Below are 14,851 nucleotides of genomic sequence, written 5' to 3' on the forward strand. Positions count from 1 at the left end.
GTCAGGGGGATGCGGGATCGCCGTCGGACGGCGTTCCCGCTCCCGCCCGGGCCTGTTGCGGCTGAGGCCAGGGCGACGGGACCGGACGCTTCCGAACGATCTGCGGCCACCAGAACCACCGTCCGAGCAGTGCGGCGATGGCCGGTGTCATGAACGCCCGGATCACCAGTGTGTCGAACAGCAGGCCAAGGCCGATCGTCGTTCCGACCTGAGCGACCACGGTCATCTCGCTGACGGCCATCGCCATCATGGTGAACGCGAACACCAGACCCGCGGCGGTGACCACCGATCCGGTACCGCCCATGGCGCGGATGATGCCGGTGTTCACCCCCGCGTGTATCTCCTCCTTGAGACGTGCCACGAGCAGGAGGTTGTAGTCCGCGCCGACGGCAAGAAGGATGATGACCGCCATGGCCATCACCATGAAGTGCAACGGAACGCCAAGGATGTGCTGCCACACCAGAACTGACACGCCGAACGACGCGCCGAGGGAGAGCACGACGGTGCCGACGATGACGGCAGCGGCGATGAGGCTACGGGTGATCAACAGCATGATGATGAAGATCAGGGCGAGCGCGGCGACGCCGGCGATCAGCATGTCGTAGCTGTTGCCCTCCTGCATGTCCTTGAAGGCCGATGCGGTGCCGCCGAGGTAGATTCGCGATCCCTCGAGCGGTGTGCCCTTGATCGCCTCCTTGGCGGCCTTCTTGATCGCGTCGATGCGCTCGATACCCACGGCGGAGAGCGGATCGCCCTCGTGGCTGACGATGAACCGGACCGCACGACCGTCGGGCGAGATGAAGCTCTCCATACCCCGTTTGAAGTCCTCGTTGTCGAAGATCTCCGGCGGCAGGTAGAACGTGTCGTCATTCCAGGAGTCGTTGAACGCGTCGCCCATGGCCGATTGGTTCTCGCTGGCGGCCTTCTGCTGATCCTGAAGGCCGCCCTGGGACGCCTTCATGGTCAGCATCATGTCCTTCATCTTCTCCATGGTCGCGATCTGCTCAGGCATCAGCTCCAGCAGCTGCGGCATCAGCATGTCGAGCCGCTCGAGGATGGGGACCAGTTCGGCCATGGTGTCGGTCATGGTGTTGACGCCGTCGAGCATGTTGAAGATCGAGCGCATCGACCAGCAGACCGGGATGTCGTAGCAGTGCGGTTCCCAGTAGAAGTAGTTGCGGACCGGGCGGAAGAAGTCGTCGAAATTCGAGATGTAGTCCCGCAATTCGGTGACGTCGACGACCATCTGCTTGGTCTTGGCGACCATCTCGTGCGTCGTGGCGGACATCTGTCCCATCAACGACATCATCTTCTTCATGGTGTCGATGTTGGTTTGCATCGCGTCGGCCTGGACCAGCATGTCGGCCATGCGGTCCTCGTTGTACTTGCGGTTCAGCTCCTGGCCGACACCACCCATGCTCAGCTGGGCCGGAATCGTGCTGAACTCGATCGGCTTGCCGTTCGGGCGGGTGATCGCCTGCACGCTGCCGATGCCCTGCACCCGGTAGACGGCCTTGGCGATCTTGTCGATCACGAGGAAGTCCGCTGAGTTTCGGAGATCGCGGTCGCTCTCGATGAGCAGCAGTTCGGGGTTCATCCGGGCGGGGTCGAAGTGTCGTTCGGCCGCGGCGAATCCCTGGTTGGCAGGAAGATCTGCCGGCAGGTAGTTGCGGTCGTTGTAGTTGGGCTGGTAACCGGGCAGGGTCAGCAGGCCGACGAGCGACAGTGCGACGGTGCCCAACAGCACGGGCCCGGGCCACCGCACGATGACGGCGCCGATCTTGCGCCACCCGCGAATGCGCATGGCGCGCTTGGGCTCCAACCACCCGAACCGGCTCGCCACCGTGATCAGCGCCGGCCCCAGGGTGAGCGCCACGACCACCGCGATGGACATGCCGACCGCGAGCGGGATGCCCAGCGACTGGAAGTAGGGCAGCCGGGTGAACGAGAGGCAGAACGTCGCGCCGGCGATCGTCATACCGGACCCCAGCACCACGTGGGCGGTGCCGCGGAACATCGTGTAGTACGCCGACTCCCGGTCCTCGCCCAGCGTGCGGGCCTCCTGATATCGCCCGACCAGGAAGATCGCATAGTCGGTACACGCCGCTATCGCGAGCGTCACCAGAAGTTGAGTGGCGAACGTGGACAGGCCTATCAGTTCGTGATAGCCGAGGAAGGCCACCACACCGCGGGACGCGGTCAGGCCGAACACGACCATCACCAGAACGAGAAGCACTGTCTTGATGGACCGGTAGACCAGCAGCAGCATCGAGATGATGACGCCGAATGTCGCGAACTCGATGATGCGGACGCTTCGGTCACCGGCGATCTGCTGATCGGCAGCCAGCGCCGAGCCGCCGGTCACGAAGACCGTCACACCGGGCGGGGGAGGCAGCGCCTTGACGAGGTCCTGGACGGCCTTCACCGACTCATTGGCCAACGTCTCGCCCTGGTTACCCGCGAGGTACACCTGGACGTAGGCGGACTTGCCGTCGTCGCTCTGCGCGCCCGCCTCGGTCAGCGGGTCGCCCCAGAAGTCCTGGACGTGCTCGACATGCGTGGAGTCGGCCTCGAGCTTGGCGACCATGTCGTTGTAGAAGCGGTGGGCCTCATCGCCGAGGCGGTCCTCGCCCTCGAGCACGATCATCGCCGAGCTGTCGGACTTGAACTCCTCGAACACCGTGCCGACGCGCTTCATCGCGATCACGGAGGGCGCCTCGGCGGGGCTCATCGACACCGACCGCATCTGGCCGACGACCTCGAGCTGTGGCACCGTCGCGTTCAGGGCGCCGACGAGCAGGATCCAGAACAAGATGATGGGAATCGCCAGTCGGCGGATCCACATGGCCAGACCGCCGCGGTGCTGCTGTTCGTTGCTGCGCCCGCTCTCCACGTGCGAGTTGGGCACCTCGACGAATCTCCTCACAACGGCGTTAGGTCAGCCTTAGTCTTAGTCGGTCTTAGTTTTACCAGATGAGGCACCGGCGACGCTGAGGCTGCTCACAGGTTGACGTGATCAATGAGATTGATGGCCCGAACTCGCCCACCGTGGGCGGGGTCGGGCCCTACGCTCCTGCCATGCCGACCGATCGTGCCGCGCTCGTCGCGGGCAGCATTCGTCTCGCCTCCGGCGTCTCCTTCCTCATCGATCCGCTGCGCGCGAACCGGCTGTGGGGGGAGCCCGAGGACCCGGGGCCGTCCGCGCGCCTGCTGTTGAGGTCGATGGGCTACCGCGACGCGCTCATCGGCGGCCTGTTGCTGGCCGCCGCGATGGGTGGTCGTGACACTCGCGGCTGGTTCCTGGCATCCGGTGGTGCGGACGCGGCCGACCTGCTGGGCGGGCTGAGCGTCCACCACGATCTGAAGCGGGGCCAGCAGATCATCGGGCTGGGCGGTGCCGTCGTCGGCATCGGCGTGGGGCTGTGGGGCGCCATGCGCCGGCCCCGGGCATCCGACTAGGCGTCTTCCTCGACCATCTCGCTTCGGAACCGACGCGCGGCGATCAGGAGCATGGCGACGGCCATCACCTGTGCCACTGGCACCAGCAGCAGTGCCCGGCCGAGCGAGGCCGTACCGAGATCAGCGCTGAGCGCATCGCTGAACACACCGGTCAAGAACGGCCCGGCCGATCCGACCGTCGAGCTGAAGAAGAGGAAGACGGCGGAGGCTGTCGCCCGCTGGTCGGGCCGAACCAGGCGCTGAATGGCGGCGACGGACGGCGCCATGTATGCGATCCCGACGACATAGCTCAGCGATATGAACCACACGCTGAGCAGGCGGCTCTCCACCACGAACGCCAGTACCGAGAACGGAATCAGGACTGCCGTCATCGCAGCCACGACCCACAGCAGCCAGCGCGGGTCCCGTGCCGCGAGGACATCGGCCAGGCGACCGATGAAGAGCAGGCCCACGATGCCGGTGATTCCGCTGGCCAGCCCGTACTGCAGGCCGACCTCGCCCAGCGACATGCCGTGGCTGCGCATGAGGAAGGCCGGCGCGAAGGTGGTCAATGAGTAGCCTGCCACCGAGATGAACGCCGCGCAGGTCACGATGGCCAGATAACTGGGCTTGCGCAGGAGGACCCACCACACGACGCTCTCCTGTGGCGCGACAACCACGGAGGCCATCGTCTGCCTGCGGCCTAGCGCCATCAGGACCACCGGTACGAACAGGACGCTGAGCGCGCCCATGATCACGAATGTCATTCGCCAGCCCAGAGTTTCGGCGAGCAGGCCGCCGCCGATCAGGGTGGCCGCGCTGGCGAGCGGGATCGCCAGCGTGATCACAGCGAGCGGGCCCGCACGACGCTCCGGAATGAAGTTGTGCGCCACGTAGGCGTGTGCTGCCGGGGTGCTGCCGGCCTCACCGATGGCCACGCCGACGCGGGTGAGGGCAAGTTGGAAACCCGAGGTCACCATTCCGCCCAGCATCGTCATCGCGCCCCACAGCGTGAGGCACCCGCTGATCACCAGGCCGAAGGCGCCGCGGTCGGCGAAGCGTGCGAGGACGATGCCGACGACCGCATAGACGATCAGGAACCCGAAGCCGTTGATGACGCCGATCGCGGTGTCCGACAACGCAAGATCGGCCTTGATCGGCTCGGCCAGGACCGCCGGAAGGAACCTGTCGACGTAGTTGAGCGTGCCCACGAATGCGAGCACCGCCACGGCCACCCAGGCGCGCGGCGGTTCGTGCCGCTGCGTGCCGTCGGCACTGAGCGTGGCCTCCGTCGTCGACATAGTCCCTCCTCGCAGGGGTTTTGCCGACGTAGCTTTACAGATTGACGCCGAAATGTCACAGCACCCGCCGATCGGGCATCGGACCGATCGCGGTCAGGCCCTTTCCGGCGGAACACCGACCTTGGGACGTGACTTCGGCACTACTGTCGAAGGTATGCGCATCGCCATCGTGGGAGTGGGCGTGTTCGTCGCCCTGTGTGGCCTCTTGTTCGCCCTTCAGGGATTCGGCCTGGTCGGGGGGAGCCCGATGAGCAACACCACGACATGGTCGATCCTGGGGCCGGTCATCGCCCTGATCGGCCTAGGCCTGGTGTGGGGTGCGGTGCGCCGCCGACCCTAGATGGACTGAACCGGGACGTCGTTGACGGGCGGCAGGACATCGCCCGGCGGAAGCAGCTCGGGCGCCGGTGCCGGAATGGCCTCGGGTGGGGCGGGGGGCAGCACGAATTCCGGCGCCGGGGGTGCGGCCTCGGGCGCCGGTGGCACGAACTGGGCGGTGACGAATTCGGGGGCAGGCGGCGGCGGAGGCGGCGCGAATGGGTCGAGCGGCGGCGGCGGCGGTGCGAATGGGTCGGCAGGTGCGGCCTCGGCACCGTCGACCTCGTTGATCGGCAGGTACATGTGACGGGTGAACTGGCGCTGGAAGGCGCCACCTCCACCGACCCTGACTCCGCCGCTCTCGCCACTGGAGACGGGCGTGCCGTCAGGCAGGGTCACGGCGGTGTGGCCGGAGTTCCAGCCGATGTTGAGCGCGCCGGGCGCACTGCCGTACCGGAAGCCACGGGCCAGCAGCGCGGACTCCTGGTTTCCGGTGTGGAACCGGTCGCCGTAGATGGGACGGCCGGTGGCTGCGTTGGCCACCCACGAGGCGAGTCCTGAGCAGTCCGTACCCGCGGGGGTGTCACCACCCGTGATGTACGGCGTGCCCGAGACCTGGTTGACGAGTGTCAGCAGTGTTGCGGTCGCGAAACCAATCATGCGGCGGGACACTAGCAATGGAATTTGCCATCGACCAAAATATGTGGCACCCATCACTTTCGGGCGATTTCTCGGGCCGAGTAACAAATCACCTTGAGCGCGTTGCCATCTCGACGCCGTGTGGTTGAAGAGTACCCGCACTCCGTCGGCTTTTAGCGCCTACCCGTCAAAACCTGACTGTGAGACTAACGTACCAGCTCAGAAGTGATTTCGCGGGTGGCCGCGATCACGTTGCGTCCCGCCTTGGCATCTCGCTCCGGTTCTCGTGAGAGTTGTTGCTCAAATTGCATTTCGGGGTAGCGAAGGGAGGTCGGTGAATCGATAAAGACCGCCCGATTCGCTGCTGCTTGGCTCTGGAACTGCTGTGAGGTGGATGAACACCGTGAAGCGGCCGAAAATCCTTGTCGGGAGACCTCTCGTCGCGTCGTCGCGAGAGCGCGTGAGTCAAAGGTGGCCGCCATGGCCCGCTTTCACATCTGCCACATCGGTCACGCCGTGTGATTGGTTGATGTGCAACCTCTGTCGATGCGCGATACGAATGTGGCAACAATTCAGCATCGAATCTGCAACGTGGACAACCCAAAGCGTTCGAGGTGTGCACCACCGCAGCGGTTTCGTGTCTCCTCACCCTGTGCGCCGGATAGATTCGAACGCATGGCACGCAATGGGCGATGGTGGACGGGATGCGCCGACCGCACGGTGAGCGACACGGTTGCGGCGAAACCCGAAGTCGTCAAGCGCTTTTACGTCGATCTGAACAACATTCGAGAAGTCCATCCACTGGTTGTCGAGGTGCGATCCGTCGATCGTCAGGAGCGGGCCGACGGCTACGTCCAGACCTACCGGGTGCGCGACCGAATACCGCTTGGACCGGTCACGATGCCGATTACGTATACCGCACGACTCGACGTACCCAACAGCGGTGATGTGCGCACGCAGGCCCGTCAGTTCCCCGGGGTGCGGCTCGACGGGGTCGTCTCATTCGACGAGGTCGAGGGCGGAACCCGGATCACCGAGAGGCTGCGGATAGAGGCACCCCGCCCACTGGCCGCGACGACGATCCGGCAGGCGGTGGCCGCGCATGCCGAGATGCTCGCGGGTATCCGCCGAACCTTCGCGTCGAGACCGTAACCAGGGTCGTTGCGCGGCGAAGGTAACGACAGGGACGTCCCTTTGCACGCGGGGGCCCAGATTTCGGCGGGAGCGCGGTTCGCCGTCAGCGGAATCGGTTCGCGCAGATAGTCATTCAGTTCCGCGGTGGCTCGCCGGCCGGCCGCGATCAGCTCCTCGCCACGCCTGCCGGAATTGGTGTACCCATCCGCGGATGCACCCATCGCGTCGCTGATGCCGCGCGTCAACTCGGAGACGGTCTCGCCGTCCGCCAGCCTCTCGACCAAGGGCGCCGAGGAAGTGCTTGCCATTCTTGCCGAGGAGACTCGGAAGGCGCTGCTACTCATGGGTGTTGGGGGAGTCGCCGCACTCGGCAGGGATCACCTCCGGCATCTCACGGCAGTCCCAAGATGATATCGATCCTTTACAGATTGCCGTTAAAGTGTCACGCTCATGGGGTGTCGAGTTCGAGTCGGAGAATGTCTGAGCGCCCACAGCGATCCCACGTCGTGAGCACGCTGGGCAAGTACCACCTTCAGGTGACGGCACGCGACGCCGCTGATGTCGTGCGGTCCGCCGGTGGCTGGCTCGTCGACAGGTCCATGGCCGGTTGGTGCATCACCGTCGTCCTCACCGACGACTGCGACACCGCGCCGCTGCGCATCCTCGGCGTGAACAGCCGTGTCGAGCAGCCCGACGACGACACCGCGGCACCCCTGCGGTCGCTGTCTCTGGCGGCATCAGCGCAGGCGCTGTCCGACGACGAGCACCTGCGGGCCGAGGTGCTGCGCGTGGTGAGGCGCGGCCTCGGTGAGGTCACGGTGTGGGGCGACGACCTCGCCGAACCGATCCCGGGTGTCGAATCCGTCCACCACGTACTGAGCGCCGCCGCGCGCGCGTTCAAGGCGCGGGCGCTGCTCGCCATCGGCATCGCGGAATCGGTGGACCCGGTTGAGGTGTTCCGTGGCCGGACCACCTCGCTGCTCGCGGGCTACTCGGACCTGACGCCGTCGGTCGCGAGGTCCTTGGCCCAGCGGTAGTCCGCCTTACCCGCGGGCGAACGCACCACCTTGTCGGTGCGGATGAACGCCTTGGGCATCTTGTAGCGCGCGATCGACTTCTGGCACACCTCGACGAGTTCGTCGTCGGTGGCCGAGCTGCCGTCGGCGAACTGCACCACGGCCACGACCTCGCTGCCCCAGCGCTCCGAGGGTCGACCCACGACCACCACGTCGTACACCGCTGGATGCGCGGCAACGGCGCGTTCGACCTCCTCGACGAAGATCTTCTCGCCACCGGAGTTGATGGTCACCGAGTCCCGGCCGAGCAGTTCGACGCGACCGTCCTCGAGCACGTTGGCGCGGTCGCCGGGCACCGACCAGCGCACGCCGTCGATGGTCGGGAAGGTGCGTGCGGACTTCTCGGCATCGCCGAGGTAGCCGAGCGGAATGAGATCGCGGCGTGCCAGCCATCCCGGCCCCTCACCGGGCTCCAGCACCCGGTCGAGGTCGGCTGACACGACGCCGGTGTCGGACTGCGGCGTGAAGACCGCCGCCCTCTCCTCGGCGCCGGCACTGTTGACCGTGCTCATCTGCGCGCCGGACTCGGACGCGCCGACGGCGTCCATCACCATCACGCTGGGCAGTGCCGCCAGAATGCGCGCCCGCACGGTCGGTGACATTGGCGCGCCACCGTTGGTGATGGCGAACAGGCCGGACAGGTCGTAGTCGCCGGCCTCGATCTCATCGATAAGCGGCCGGGCGATCGCGTCGCCGACCACGGGAATGCTCATGACGCGTTCCTGCTCGGCGAGCCGCAACACCGCGTCGGCGCGTAGCCGTTCGACGTCGTCGGGTATCACCAGCCGCCCGCCCATCGTCACCGTGTTGAACGCGGCCCACTGGGCAGCGCCGTGCATCAGCGGCGGGATCATCAGGAGCGACATCGCCCCCGGCGAGCCGCCGGCCTGAGCGCGCAGCTGCTCGTAGGACGTCATCGCCTTGTCGCTGCCCCACGGGCGCCCGCCCATCGAGGACACGAAGATGTCGTGTTGACGCCACAGCACGCCCTTCGGCATGCCGGTGGTGCCGCCGGTGTAGAGGATGTAGAGGTCGTCACCCGACGGTGTCGGCCTGCCCTGCGGCGGGGCGGGGGTGGACAGGATGGTCTCGAAGTCGACGGCCCCGGGCAGCAGCGGATGGCCCGAGTCGTCGGCCACCTGAATCAGCACCGACAGATTCGGGAGACGGTCGCGGATCGCGGCCACCTGCGGCGCGAACTCGGACGGGTAGACCAGCGCGCGCGCATTGGAGTCGGTGAGGAGATAGCACAGCTCCTCCTCGACGTAGCGGTAGCTGACGTTGAACGGCGCCACCCGGGCTCGGTAGGCGCCGATCATGGCCTCGAGGTACTCGTTGCCGTTGCGCAGGTAGATGCCGAGATGATCCTGACCCGACTCGTGGCCGGCCAGCGCGTCGCGCTCGGTGTGGCAGCCGAGTCCGACCGAGGTCAGGTAGTTCGCGAAGCCGTCGACGCGCTTGTCGATGTCGCCGTAACTCATCCGGCGGCCACGCCACACCAGGAACGTCTCGTCCGGGATGGTGTCGGCCACCGAGCCAAAGACCTCGGACAGGTTGAAGTTCACGTCACCGCTGACATCGCTCACAATCGACGACCGTACATTGACGCGCGCGTTGTATGGTCAGCCGGGGAAGAAGCCCGCGCCCGTGAGCGTGCCGGGCTGCCAGCCCTGCGCCCCCAGGCACACCATCGGACGGCCGTCGGGCGCCTGCGCCGCGGACTTCGGTCCGGGACACGGCGCACCGATCTCCTGCTGTCCGTGCAACGGGTAGGACGCCACCCAGAAACCGGTGTACACGGGTGGCCACTGATTCGGGATCCAATGACATTTCAGCGGCTCGCCGCCACGGCCGCGCCCGAAGGTGAACACCTGGTAGTTGTCGCAGGGGGCGCTCAGCGCCGCGTCGTAGTTCATCCCGGGAACGTCGGTCGGATACCGGCCGGACGGGTCCGGATAGTCGTTGGGTTCCGCGATGGCGGTCGGGGCCAGTGCGATGGCAGCCGCCGCGACCGCGCCTGCGATCGTCAGTTCGCGAAACATGCTGATGAGCCTCCTCGACGTTGCGGCAAAGCCTAACGGGTTAGCCGTGGGGCGGAGCGCTTTCGAGGCAGGGCGAGCGAAGCGACGGGGAATGGGCGCAGGGCGAGCGAAGCGACGGGGAATGGGCACAGGGCGAGCGAAGCGACGGGGGACCAGCTCAGGCCGTCACTCGGTCTCGTCGAGCACACTCACCGCGATCCCGTACGGCAGGAACCGCACCCGCCGGGCGGGGTCGGTGTTGTTCTTGTTGGCGCGCAAGGCATCCAGTTCGGTGGGGTAGACCTCCTCGATGTGCGCGCCGCCCGCGTCGTCGGTGGTGTAGACCGACCACACTCCGTCGCCGGTCTGGCCGGTGGTCTCGGGCTCGGGCGTGGGCCGCGTCGAGCGCGTGAACTCGTTGATGAGACTGGTCCAGCCGGCACCCTGGCCGACGCGCCCCAGGGCGTCGCGCAGCCCCTCACCGGCCTCGCGCAGCGCCCGGTCGATGTCCTCCGGGTCGATACCGAACGGTCCGTTCTGGCTCATGGCGGTCTCCTCGTACGGTCGCCCGGCCCATCGCCGGCGACAGCCTCCAGTGTGCGCGCGAACTGCGGGGACCGCCACGATGCTCTTCTCGGACTGCCCGTGAGGGACGATGGGGGGATGTCAGACCAGTCCGCACCCACCCGTGCCGAGTTGATCGCCGCCGTCGAACGGTCACCCGCGGCGTTGGGAATCCACGACCGGAGCGGCTGGGTCGACCTGTTCGCGCCACACGGACGCGTCGAGGACCCCGTCGGGTCGCAGCCGCATCGGGGGCGGGAGCAGATCGAACGCTTCTACGACACGTTCATCGCGCCCCGGGACATCGTCTTTCACCGTCACCTCGACGTGGTTTCCGACCACTCGGTCGTCCGCGATGTCACGCTCGAGGTGAGGATGGGGACGTCAGTCGTGATGAACATTCCCGCCTACCTGCGCTACGACATGGAACCTGCGGACGCCGCGCTGAGATTCGCCCGCATGCGGGCGTACTGGGAGCTTCCCGCGATGGTGGTCCAGTTCGCGCGGGCCGGCCTCGGGGCAGTCCCCGCGGGCCTTGGTCTTGCGGGTGGTCTGCTGCGCAACCAGGGCCCGCTGGGCGCGGTCGGCTTCGCCGCGGGTTTCCGCGGGGTCGGTGGACGCGGTAAGCGTCATGTCGAGCAGCTCGTCGATGTCGTGTGCGCGGGCGACGAGGTCGCCGTCCGGCGCCTGCTCGGGGACCGAGTGTCGATCACGCTTGGCGACGACGTCGCGATCTCCGCGTCGGATCTGGTCAACCGACTCCGCGGCGGACGGTGGCACAAGTCGATCGCCGCAGGGCACACGGTCATCGTCGGCGTGGAGGCCGACGGCCAGCGCGGCATCCTGTTCGCCGATCTGGAGTCCGGCCCAACGGCGATCACCCGGATCCGCCTGTTCCCCGAGGCGTGATGACGATTCAGGGTGTGGTGCCGGTGAACGCGACGTGGACATGAGACGGTAGGAACACCATGTCTGACCACCAGAATCTGACCTACGAGGAATTCGGCCGGAAGTTCTTCGAGGTCGCCGTCTCCGAACAGCGGGTCGGTGACGCCATCGCCCAGATCGCCGGCGACGAGTTCGAGATCGGCCCGATCGCGCAGGGTCCCGGCAAGATCGCCAAGGTCACCGCGCGGGTCAAGATCCAGACCCCGGTGGTCACCAGGCACGTCGGCGAACTGATCACCTTCTCGATCAAGATTCCGCTCGAGATCGACATGGTCGTGGACCTGCGCATCGACAAACCGCGGTTCATAGTCTTCGGCGAGATCGCGCTGCGCGCCGAGGCACTCGCGGCCGAACCCCTGCTGATAGTCCTGGACGTCCACAAGCCGCGGCCCTCCGATATCGCGATCCATGTGACGTCCAAGACACTGCGCGCCGAGCTGGTGCGGATCATCGGCGGCATCGACGCCGAGATCAAGCGCTTCATCGCCGCACACGTGGCCGGTGAGATCGACAGCCCGGCATCCAGCAAGGCCAAGGTCATCGATGTCGCGCAGCAACTCGACGAGACGTGGCAGGGCGTCTGACCCGTAGGCTTTGCCGGTGCCTTTCAGAACCGCAACCATCCGACGTGTGTCAGTGTTCGCCGCCGGCGTGTCGGCCGCGGCGCTGCTGACCGCTGTGCCGGCCCAGGCCGACCCCATTGACGACGCCTTCATCGACGCGCTCGGCAACTCCGGTGTGGGGATGCCCAACCCGGCCGACGCCGTCGCGCTCGGTCAGTCGGTGTGCCCGATGCTGTCCGAACCCGGTCAGTCCGCCGCCGATGCCGCCGCCAAGGTCGCCGACACGGCGGGTATGTCGCTTGGTCCCGCGACGATGTTCACCGGCCTCGCAATCTCGGCGTTCTGCCCCGGTGTCATGGCATCTCTCGGCAACGGCCAGAATCCGCTGCCGCTGGGACTACTCGGCTTCTAGCCGCAGCGAGACGGGTTCCAGTCTTGGGTGTTTGGGCTCGCGCCCGGCACCGCTGGATCGTCCGCGCAGGTGGCGCCACACCCAGGGCATCAGCAGGTTCTGCGTCCAGAGCACCTGCGAGTACATCCGGGACCGGAACCCCGGCAGCTTGACGTGGGCCCGCTTGACCGTCCAGTCGTGGCTGCTGCCGGGCAGCTCGAGCGCCTCGGCCGCCGCCGCGGCGAACAGGGCGTGCCCCCTGGGCGACCCGTGCACACGGTCGGGGCTCCAGGTCTCGGGGTCTGTCATCGACGGTGCGGCATAGAGATCGACCAGTCGGAACCCGTGGCGGTCGGCCGCGACGCGGATGACCTCGTTGACCTGTTGCACCCGCGACGCCAGCAGTCGCCCGACCGGCAGGATCTTGGCGAGGTCGGGAAACGTCGTCGTGACGATCGTCGCCCCGGATTCGGCGAGCAGGTCGTGCAGCAGGTCGAGATCCTCCAGTGCCCGGTCGATGCTCCGCGCCGGCCGGGTGACGTCGTTCATGCCGACGCAGATGGTGATGAGGTCGGGACGCATCTGCAGCGCTCTGGGCAGCTGGTGATCGATGACATCGCGAATCTGTTTGCCGCGCACCGCGAGATTGGCGTATCGCACACCGGGGGTGTGCTCGTTGAGCAGCATGGCAAGCCGGTCGGCGAAACCGAGCAGGCCCGTTGAGTCGTCGCCATCCCACAGACCCTCGGTCTGGCTGTCGCCGAGTGCGACGTAGCGGGTGTAGCCCCCGGTTGTGTCAGCCACGATCGAAACTGTAGTGGCGCGGCCGTCAGCTCGCCGCGTGCGCGCCACTTGGCGAAGTGAGTATGCGAGGGCCGGTTTCGGTGATGGCGATGGTGTGCTCGGAGTGCGCGGTGTTCGAGCCGTCGGCCGAGCGCAGGGTCCAGCCGTCCGCATCCATGACCAGCCGATCACTGCCCCGTGCCCACCACGGTTCAAGCGCGAACGTCATACCCGACCGCAACAGCAGCCCCCGCCCGGGTCTTCCGCGATTGGGGATGTGGGGATCCTCGTGCATGGTGCGCCCCAGGCCATGACCGCCGAACTCGGCGTTGACGCGATATCCGGCCGCGGTGGCGACCGCGCCGATTGCGGCGGAGATGTCACCGAGGCGGCCGCCGGGGACCGCCGCGGCGATCCCCGCGTCAAGGGCTCTCTGCGTCGAGGAGATCAGGGCTGCGTCGGCCGCGTCGGTTTCGTCACCGACCGTGACCGTGACCGCGGCATCGGCCACCCAGCCGTCGATCGACACCGCAAGGTCGAGGCTCAGCACATCGCCGTCGCGCAGCGCGTAGTCGCGTGGCATGCCGTGCAGCACAGCATCGTTGACCGACAGGCAGATGACGTTCCGGAACGGACCGCGACCGAATGACGGCGCGTAGTCCCAGTAGCACGACTCCGCGCCGCGAGCAGTGATCAGTGCGCGGGCCCGGTGCTCGAGCTGCATCAGGTTCACTCCCGGCTCCGCCTCGATCGACAGCGTGGCCAGGGTGTCCGCGACGAACGCGCCAGTGGCCGCCATCTTGTTGATCTCGTCGGCGGTCTTGAGTTCAATCACACATGCTCTCCGTTCAGGGTCGGTATTTTTATACCGACACGACGGTAGCAGAGATCGGTATTTGAATACCGGCTATGCTGACCGGCATGGTGCGTGTGCCTCTGAGCCCCGAGCAGGTGAAGGCCGGGCAACGTCTCGGCGCGCTGATCCGGACAGCCCGAGCCGGTCGCGACCCCGAGGTGATCGCCCGTCACGCCGGTATCTCGCCTGAGACGCTGCGCAAGATCGAGGTCGGTCGAATGCCCAGCCCGAGCTTCGGCACGGTGATCGGACTCTGCAACGCGCTCGGCATGCCCCTGCAGGATGCCGTCGACGCCTGGCGGGGGACAGACGTCCAGCGGATGGCCATCTAGAACCTAGGGTTACCGGGTGCCGAAACTGAGCGCGGGTGTGCTGCTGTACCGCATCGCCGATGACGGCGTCGAGGTGCTGCTGGCACACCCCGGTGGCCCGTTCTGGGCGCGCAAGGACGACGGGGCGTGGTCGATCCCGAAGGGGGAGTACACCGAGCCGGAGGATCCTTGGGTGGCCGCCCAGCGCGAGTTCCGCGAGGAGATCGGCTTGGACGTGCCCGATGGTCCACGCGTCGAGTTCGCACCGGTCAAGCAGCCCGGCGGCAAGATCGTCACGGCATTCGCGGTCCACGGCGACCTCGATGTCACCGACACGGTGAGCAACACCTTCGAACTGGAGTGGCCGAGGGGTTCCGGTCGGATCAGGGAGTATCCCGAGATCGACCGGGTGGCATGGCTATCCGTGGCGCAGGCCCGGTCGAAGCTGCTGAAGGGTCAGCAGCCGCTACTGGACCGACTGGTGGAGCTTGTCGCAGGCGGCTGATCT

Annotated in this window: 18 protein-coding genes; 10 read left to right on the forward strand and 8 right to left on the reverse strand. The window is 66.8% G+C overall.

The annotated features are described in order from the left end of the window. Window position 1 precedes the first annotated feature (1 nt). Entirely contained in the window at window positions 2-2,845 is a 2,844-nt protein-coding gene (locus ABIA65_RS13320; protein WP_241405642.1) for an MMPL/RND family transporter, read from the reverse strand. 233 nt (window positions 2,846-3,078) lie between these two features. On the opposite strand from ABIA65_RS13320, the gene ABIA65_RS13325 reads away from it, so the two are divergent. After that, window positions 3,079-3,459, forward strand: coding sequence for a DUF4267 domain-containing protein (locus tag ABIA65_RS13325; RefSeq protein ID WP_241405069.1), 381 nt, complete (start codon window positions 3,079-3,081; stop codon window positions 3,457-3,459). On the opposite strand, the gene ABIA65_RS13330 is transcribed toward ABIA65_RS13325, so the two are convergent. Further along, complete coding sequence (locus tag ABIA65_RS13330) at window positions 3,456-4,739, reverse strand: spinster family MFS transporter (protein ID WP_354523842.1); 1,284 nt, start codon at window positions 4,737-4,739, stop codon at window positions 3,456-3,458. The genes ABIA65_RS13325 and ABIA65_RS13330 overlap by 4 nt on opposite strands. A gap of 154 nt (window positions 4,740-4,893) precedes the next feature. On the opposite strand from ABIA65_RS13330, the gene ABIA65_RS13335 reads away from it, so the two are divergent. Next, window positions 4,894-5,079, forward strand: coding sequence for a hypothetical protein (locus ABIA65_RS13335; protein WP_241405071.1), 186 nt, complete (start codon window positions 4,894-4,896; stop codon window positions 5,077-5,079). Here the strand turns inward: ABIA65_RS13335 and ABIA65_RS13340 are convergent. Then, the gene (locus ABIA65_RS13340) at window positions 5,076-5,717 is read right to left on the reverse strand and encodes a peptidoglycan endopeptidase (protein WP_354523843.1); all 642 of its coding nucleotides are present in this window, start codon (window positions 5,715-5,717) and stop codon (window positions 5,076-5,078) included. The genes ABIA65_RS13335 and ABIA65_RS13340 overlap by 4 nt on opposite strands. 654 nt (window positions 5,718-6,371) lie before the next feature. Between ABIA65_RS13340 and ABIA65_RS13345 the strand changes: the two genes are divergently transcribed. The 3 genes from ABIA65_RS13345 to ABIA65_RS13355 all read left to right on the forward strand — a co-directional run bounded on the left by ABIA65_RS13345 (window position 6,372) and on the right by ABIA65_RS13355 (window position 7,867). Continuing rightward, complete coding sequence (locus ABIA65_RS13345) at window positions 6,372-6,848, forward strand: SRPBCC family protein (protein ID WP_241405073.1); 477 nt, start codon at window positions 6,372-6,374, stop codon at window positions 6,846-6,848. Between the two features lie 126 nt (window positions 6,849-6,974). Then, window positions 6,975-7,241, forward strand: coding sequence for a hypothetical protein (locus tag ABIA65_RS13350; protein WP_354523844.1), 267 nt, complete (start codon window positions 6,975-6,977; stop codon window positions 7,239-7,241). A 65-nt stretch (window positions 7,242-7,306) separates the two neighbouring features. Beyond that, window positions 7,307-7,867 carry a hypothetical protein gene (locus ABIA65_RS13355; RefSeq protein ID WP_354523845.1) on the forward strand — a complete coding sequence of 187 codons (561 nt, stop codon included), beginning with the start codon at window positions 7,307-7,309 and terminating at the stop codon, window positions 7,865-7,867. On the opposite strand, the gene ABIA65_RS13360 is transcribed toward ABIA65_RS13355, so the two are convergent. The 3 genes from ABIA65_RS13360 to ABIA65_RS13370 all read right to left on the reverse strand — a co-directional run bounded on the left by ABIA65_RS13360 (window position 7,819) and on the right by ABIA65_RS13370 (window position 10,473). Beyond that, entirely contained in the window at window positions 7,819-9,492 is a 1,674-nt protein-coding gene (locus tag ABIA65_RS13360) for an acyl-CoA synthetase (protein ID WP_354523846.1), read from the reverse strand. The two genes, ABIA65_RS13355 and ABIA65_RS13360, sit on opposite strands and share 49 nt — an antisense overlap. A gap of 36 nt (window positions 9,493-9,528) precedes the next feature. Beyond that, a complete protein-coding gene (locus ABIA65_RS13365) occupies window positions 9,529-9,948 on the reverse strand; it encodes a hypothetical protein (RefSeq protein ID WP_241405077.1) in 420 nt (139 codons plus the stop codon). Between the two features lie 165 nt (window positions 9,949-10,113). Beyond that, window positions 10,114-10,473: an Rv0313 family protein gene (locus ABIA65_RS13370; protein WP_241405078.1), complete on the reverse strand. Its 360-nt coding sequence runs from the start codon at window positions 10,471-10,473 to the stop codon at window positions 10,114-10,116. Window positions 10,474-10,590: 117 nt separating this feature from the next. Here ABIA65_RS13370 and ABIA65_RS13375 point away from each other — a divergent pair, with 117 nt between their 5' ends. The 3 genes from ABIA65_RS13375 to ABIA65_RS13385 are packed head-to-tail and all read left to right on the forward strand — an operon-like array spanning window position 10,591 to window position 12,414. Continuing rightward, window positions 10,591-11,400, forward strand: a complete 810-nt coding sequence (locus ABIA65_RS13375; protein WP_354523847.1) for a nuclear transport factor 2 family protein — start codon at window positions 10,591-10,593, stop codon at window positions 11,398-11,400. 59 nt (window positions 11,401-11,459) lie between these two features. Beyond that, on the forward strand, window positions 11,460-12,023 hold the full coding sequence (locus ABIA65_RS13380) for a hypothetical protein (protein WP_241405080.1): 564 nt from the start codon (window positions 11,460-11,462) through the stop codon (window positions 12,021-12,023). Window positions 12,024-12,069: 46 nt separating this feature from the next. After that, a complete protein-coding gene (locus tag ABIA65_RS13385) occupies window positions 12,070-12,414 on the forward strand; it encodes a DUF732 domain-containing protein (protein ID WP_354523848.1) in 345 nt (114 codons plus the stop codon). Here the strand turns inward: ABIA65_RS13385 and ABIA65_RS13390 are convergent. Both ABIA65_RS13390 and map read right to left on the reverse strand, forming a co-directional pair. Then, on the reverse strand, window positions 12,400-13,197 hold the full coding sequence (locus tag ABIA65_RS13390) for an SGNH/GDSL hydrolase family protein (RefSeq protein WP_354523849.1): 798 nt from the start codon (window positions 13,195-13,197) through the stop codon (window positions 12,400-12,402). The two genes, ABIA65_RS13385 and ABIA65_RS13390, sit on opposite strands and share 15 nt — an antisense overlap. Before the next feature lie 25 nt (window positions 13,198-13,222). After that, window positions 13,223-14,011: a type I methionyl aminopeptidase gene (gene map / locus ABIA65_RS13395; protein ID WP_354523850.1), complete on the reverse strand. Its 789-nt coding sequence runs from the start codon at window positions 14,009-14,011 to the stop codon at window positions 13,223-13,225. An 86-nt stretch (window positions 14,012-14,097) separates the two neighbouring features. Here map and ABIA65_RS13400 point away from each other — a divergent pair, with 86 nt between their 5' ends. Beyond that, on the forward strand, window positions 14,098-14,364 hold the full coding sequence (locus ABIA65_RS13400) for a helix-turn-helix domain-containing protein (RefSeq protein ID WP_241405083.1): 267 nt from the start codon (window positions 14,098-14,100) through the stop codon (window positions 14,362-14,364). A 16-nt stretch (window positions 14,365-14,380) separates the two neighbouring features. After that, a complete protein-coding gene (locus tag ABIA65_RS13405; protein WP_354523851.1) occupies window positions 14,381-14,848 on the forward strand; it encodes an NUDIX hydrolase in 468 nt (155 codons plus the stop codon). The last annotated feature ends 3 nt before the right edge of the window (window positions 14,849-14,851 follow it).

This window comes from Mycolicibacterium sp. 624 (genome assembly GCF_040548615.1).
GTDB lineage: Bacteria > Actinomycetota > Actinomycetes > Mycobacteriales > Mycobacteriaceae > Mycobacterium.

Excerpts from the sequence above, each read along its gene's own strand:
- ABIA65_RS13320 (WP_241405642.1), bottom strand. The coding sequence starts at position 2,845 with ATGTGGATCCGCCGACTGGCGATTCCCATCATCTTGTTCTGGATCCTG.
- ABIA65_RS13325 (WP_241405069.1), top strand. The coding sequence starts at position 3,079 with ATGCCGACCGATCGTGCCGCGCTCGTCGCGGGCAGCATTCGTCTCGCC.
- ABIA65_RS13330 (WP_354523842.1), bottom strand. The coding sequence starts at position 4,739 with ATGTCGACGACGGAGGCCACGCTCAGTGCCGACGGCACGCAGCGGCAC.
- ABIA65_RS13335 (WP_241405071.1), top strand. The coding sequence starts at position 4,894 with ATGCGCATCGCCATCGTGGGAGTGGGCGTGTTCGTCGCCCTGTGTGGC.
- ABIA65_RS13340 (WP_354523843.1), bottom strand. The coding sequence starts at position 5,717 with ATGATTGGTTTCGCGACCGCAACACTGCTGACACTCGTCAACCAGGTC.
- ABIA65_RS13345 (WP_241405073.1), top strand. The coding sequence starts at position 6,372 with ATGGCACGCAATGGGCGATGGTGGACGGGATGCGCCGACCGCACGGTG.
- ABIA65_RS13355 (WP_354523845.1), top strand. The coding sequence starts at position 7,307 with ATGTCTGAGCGCCCACAGCGATCCCACGTCGTGAGCACGCTGGGCAAG.
- ABIA65_RS13365 (WP_241405077.1), bottom strand. The coding sequence starts at position 9,948 with ATGTTTCGCGAACTGACGATCGCAGGCGCGGTCGCGGCGGCTGCCATC.
- ABIA65_RS13370 (WP_241405078.1), bottom strand. The coding sequence starts at position 10,473 with ATGAGCCAGAACGGACCGTTCGGTATCGACCCGGAGGACATCGACCGG.
- ABIA65_RS13375 (WP_354523847.1), top strand. The coding sequence starts at position 10,591 with ATGTCAGACCAGTCCGCACCCACCCGTGCCGAGTTGATCGCCGCCGTC.
- ABIA65_RS13380 (WP_241405080.1), top strand. The coding sequence starts at position 11,460 with ATGTCTGACCACCAGAATCTGACCTACGAGGAATTCGGCCGGAAGTTC.
- ABIA65_RS13400 (WP_241405083.1), top strand. The coding sequence starts at position 14,098 with ATGGTGCGTGTGCCTCTGAGCCCCGAGCAGGTGAAGGCCGGGCAACGT.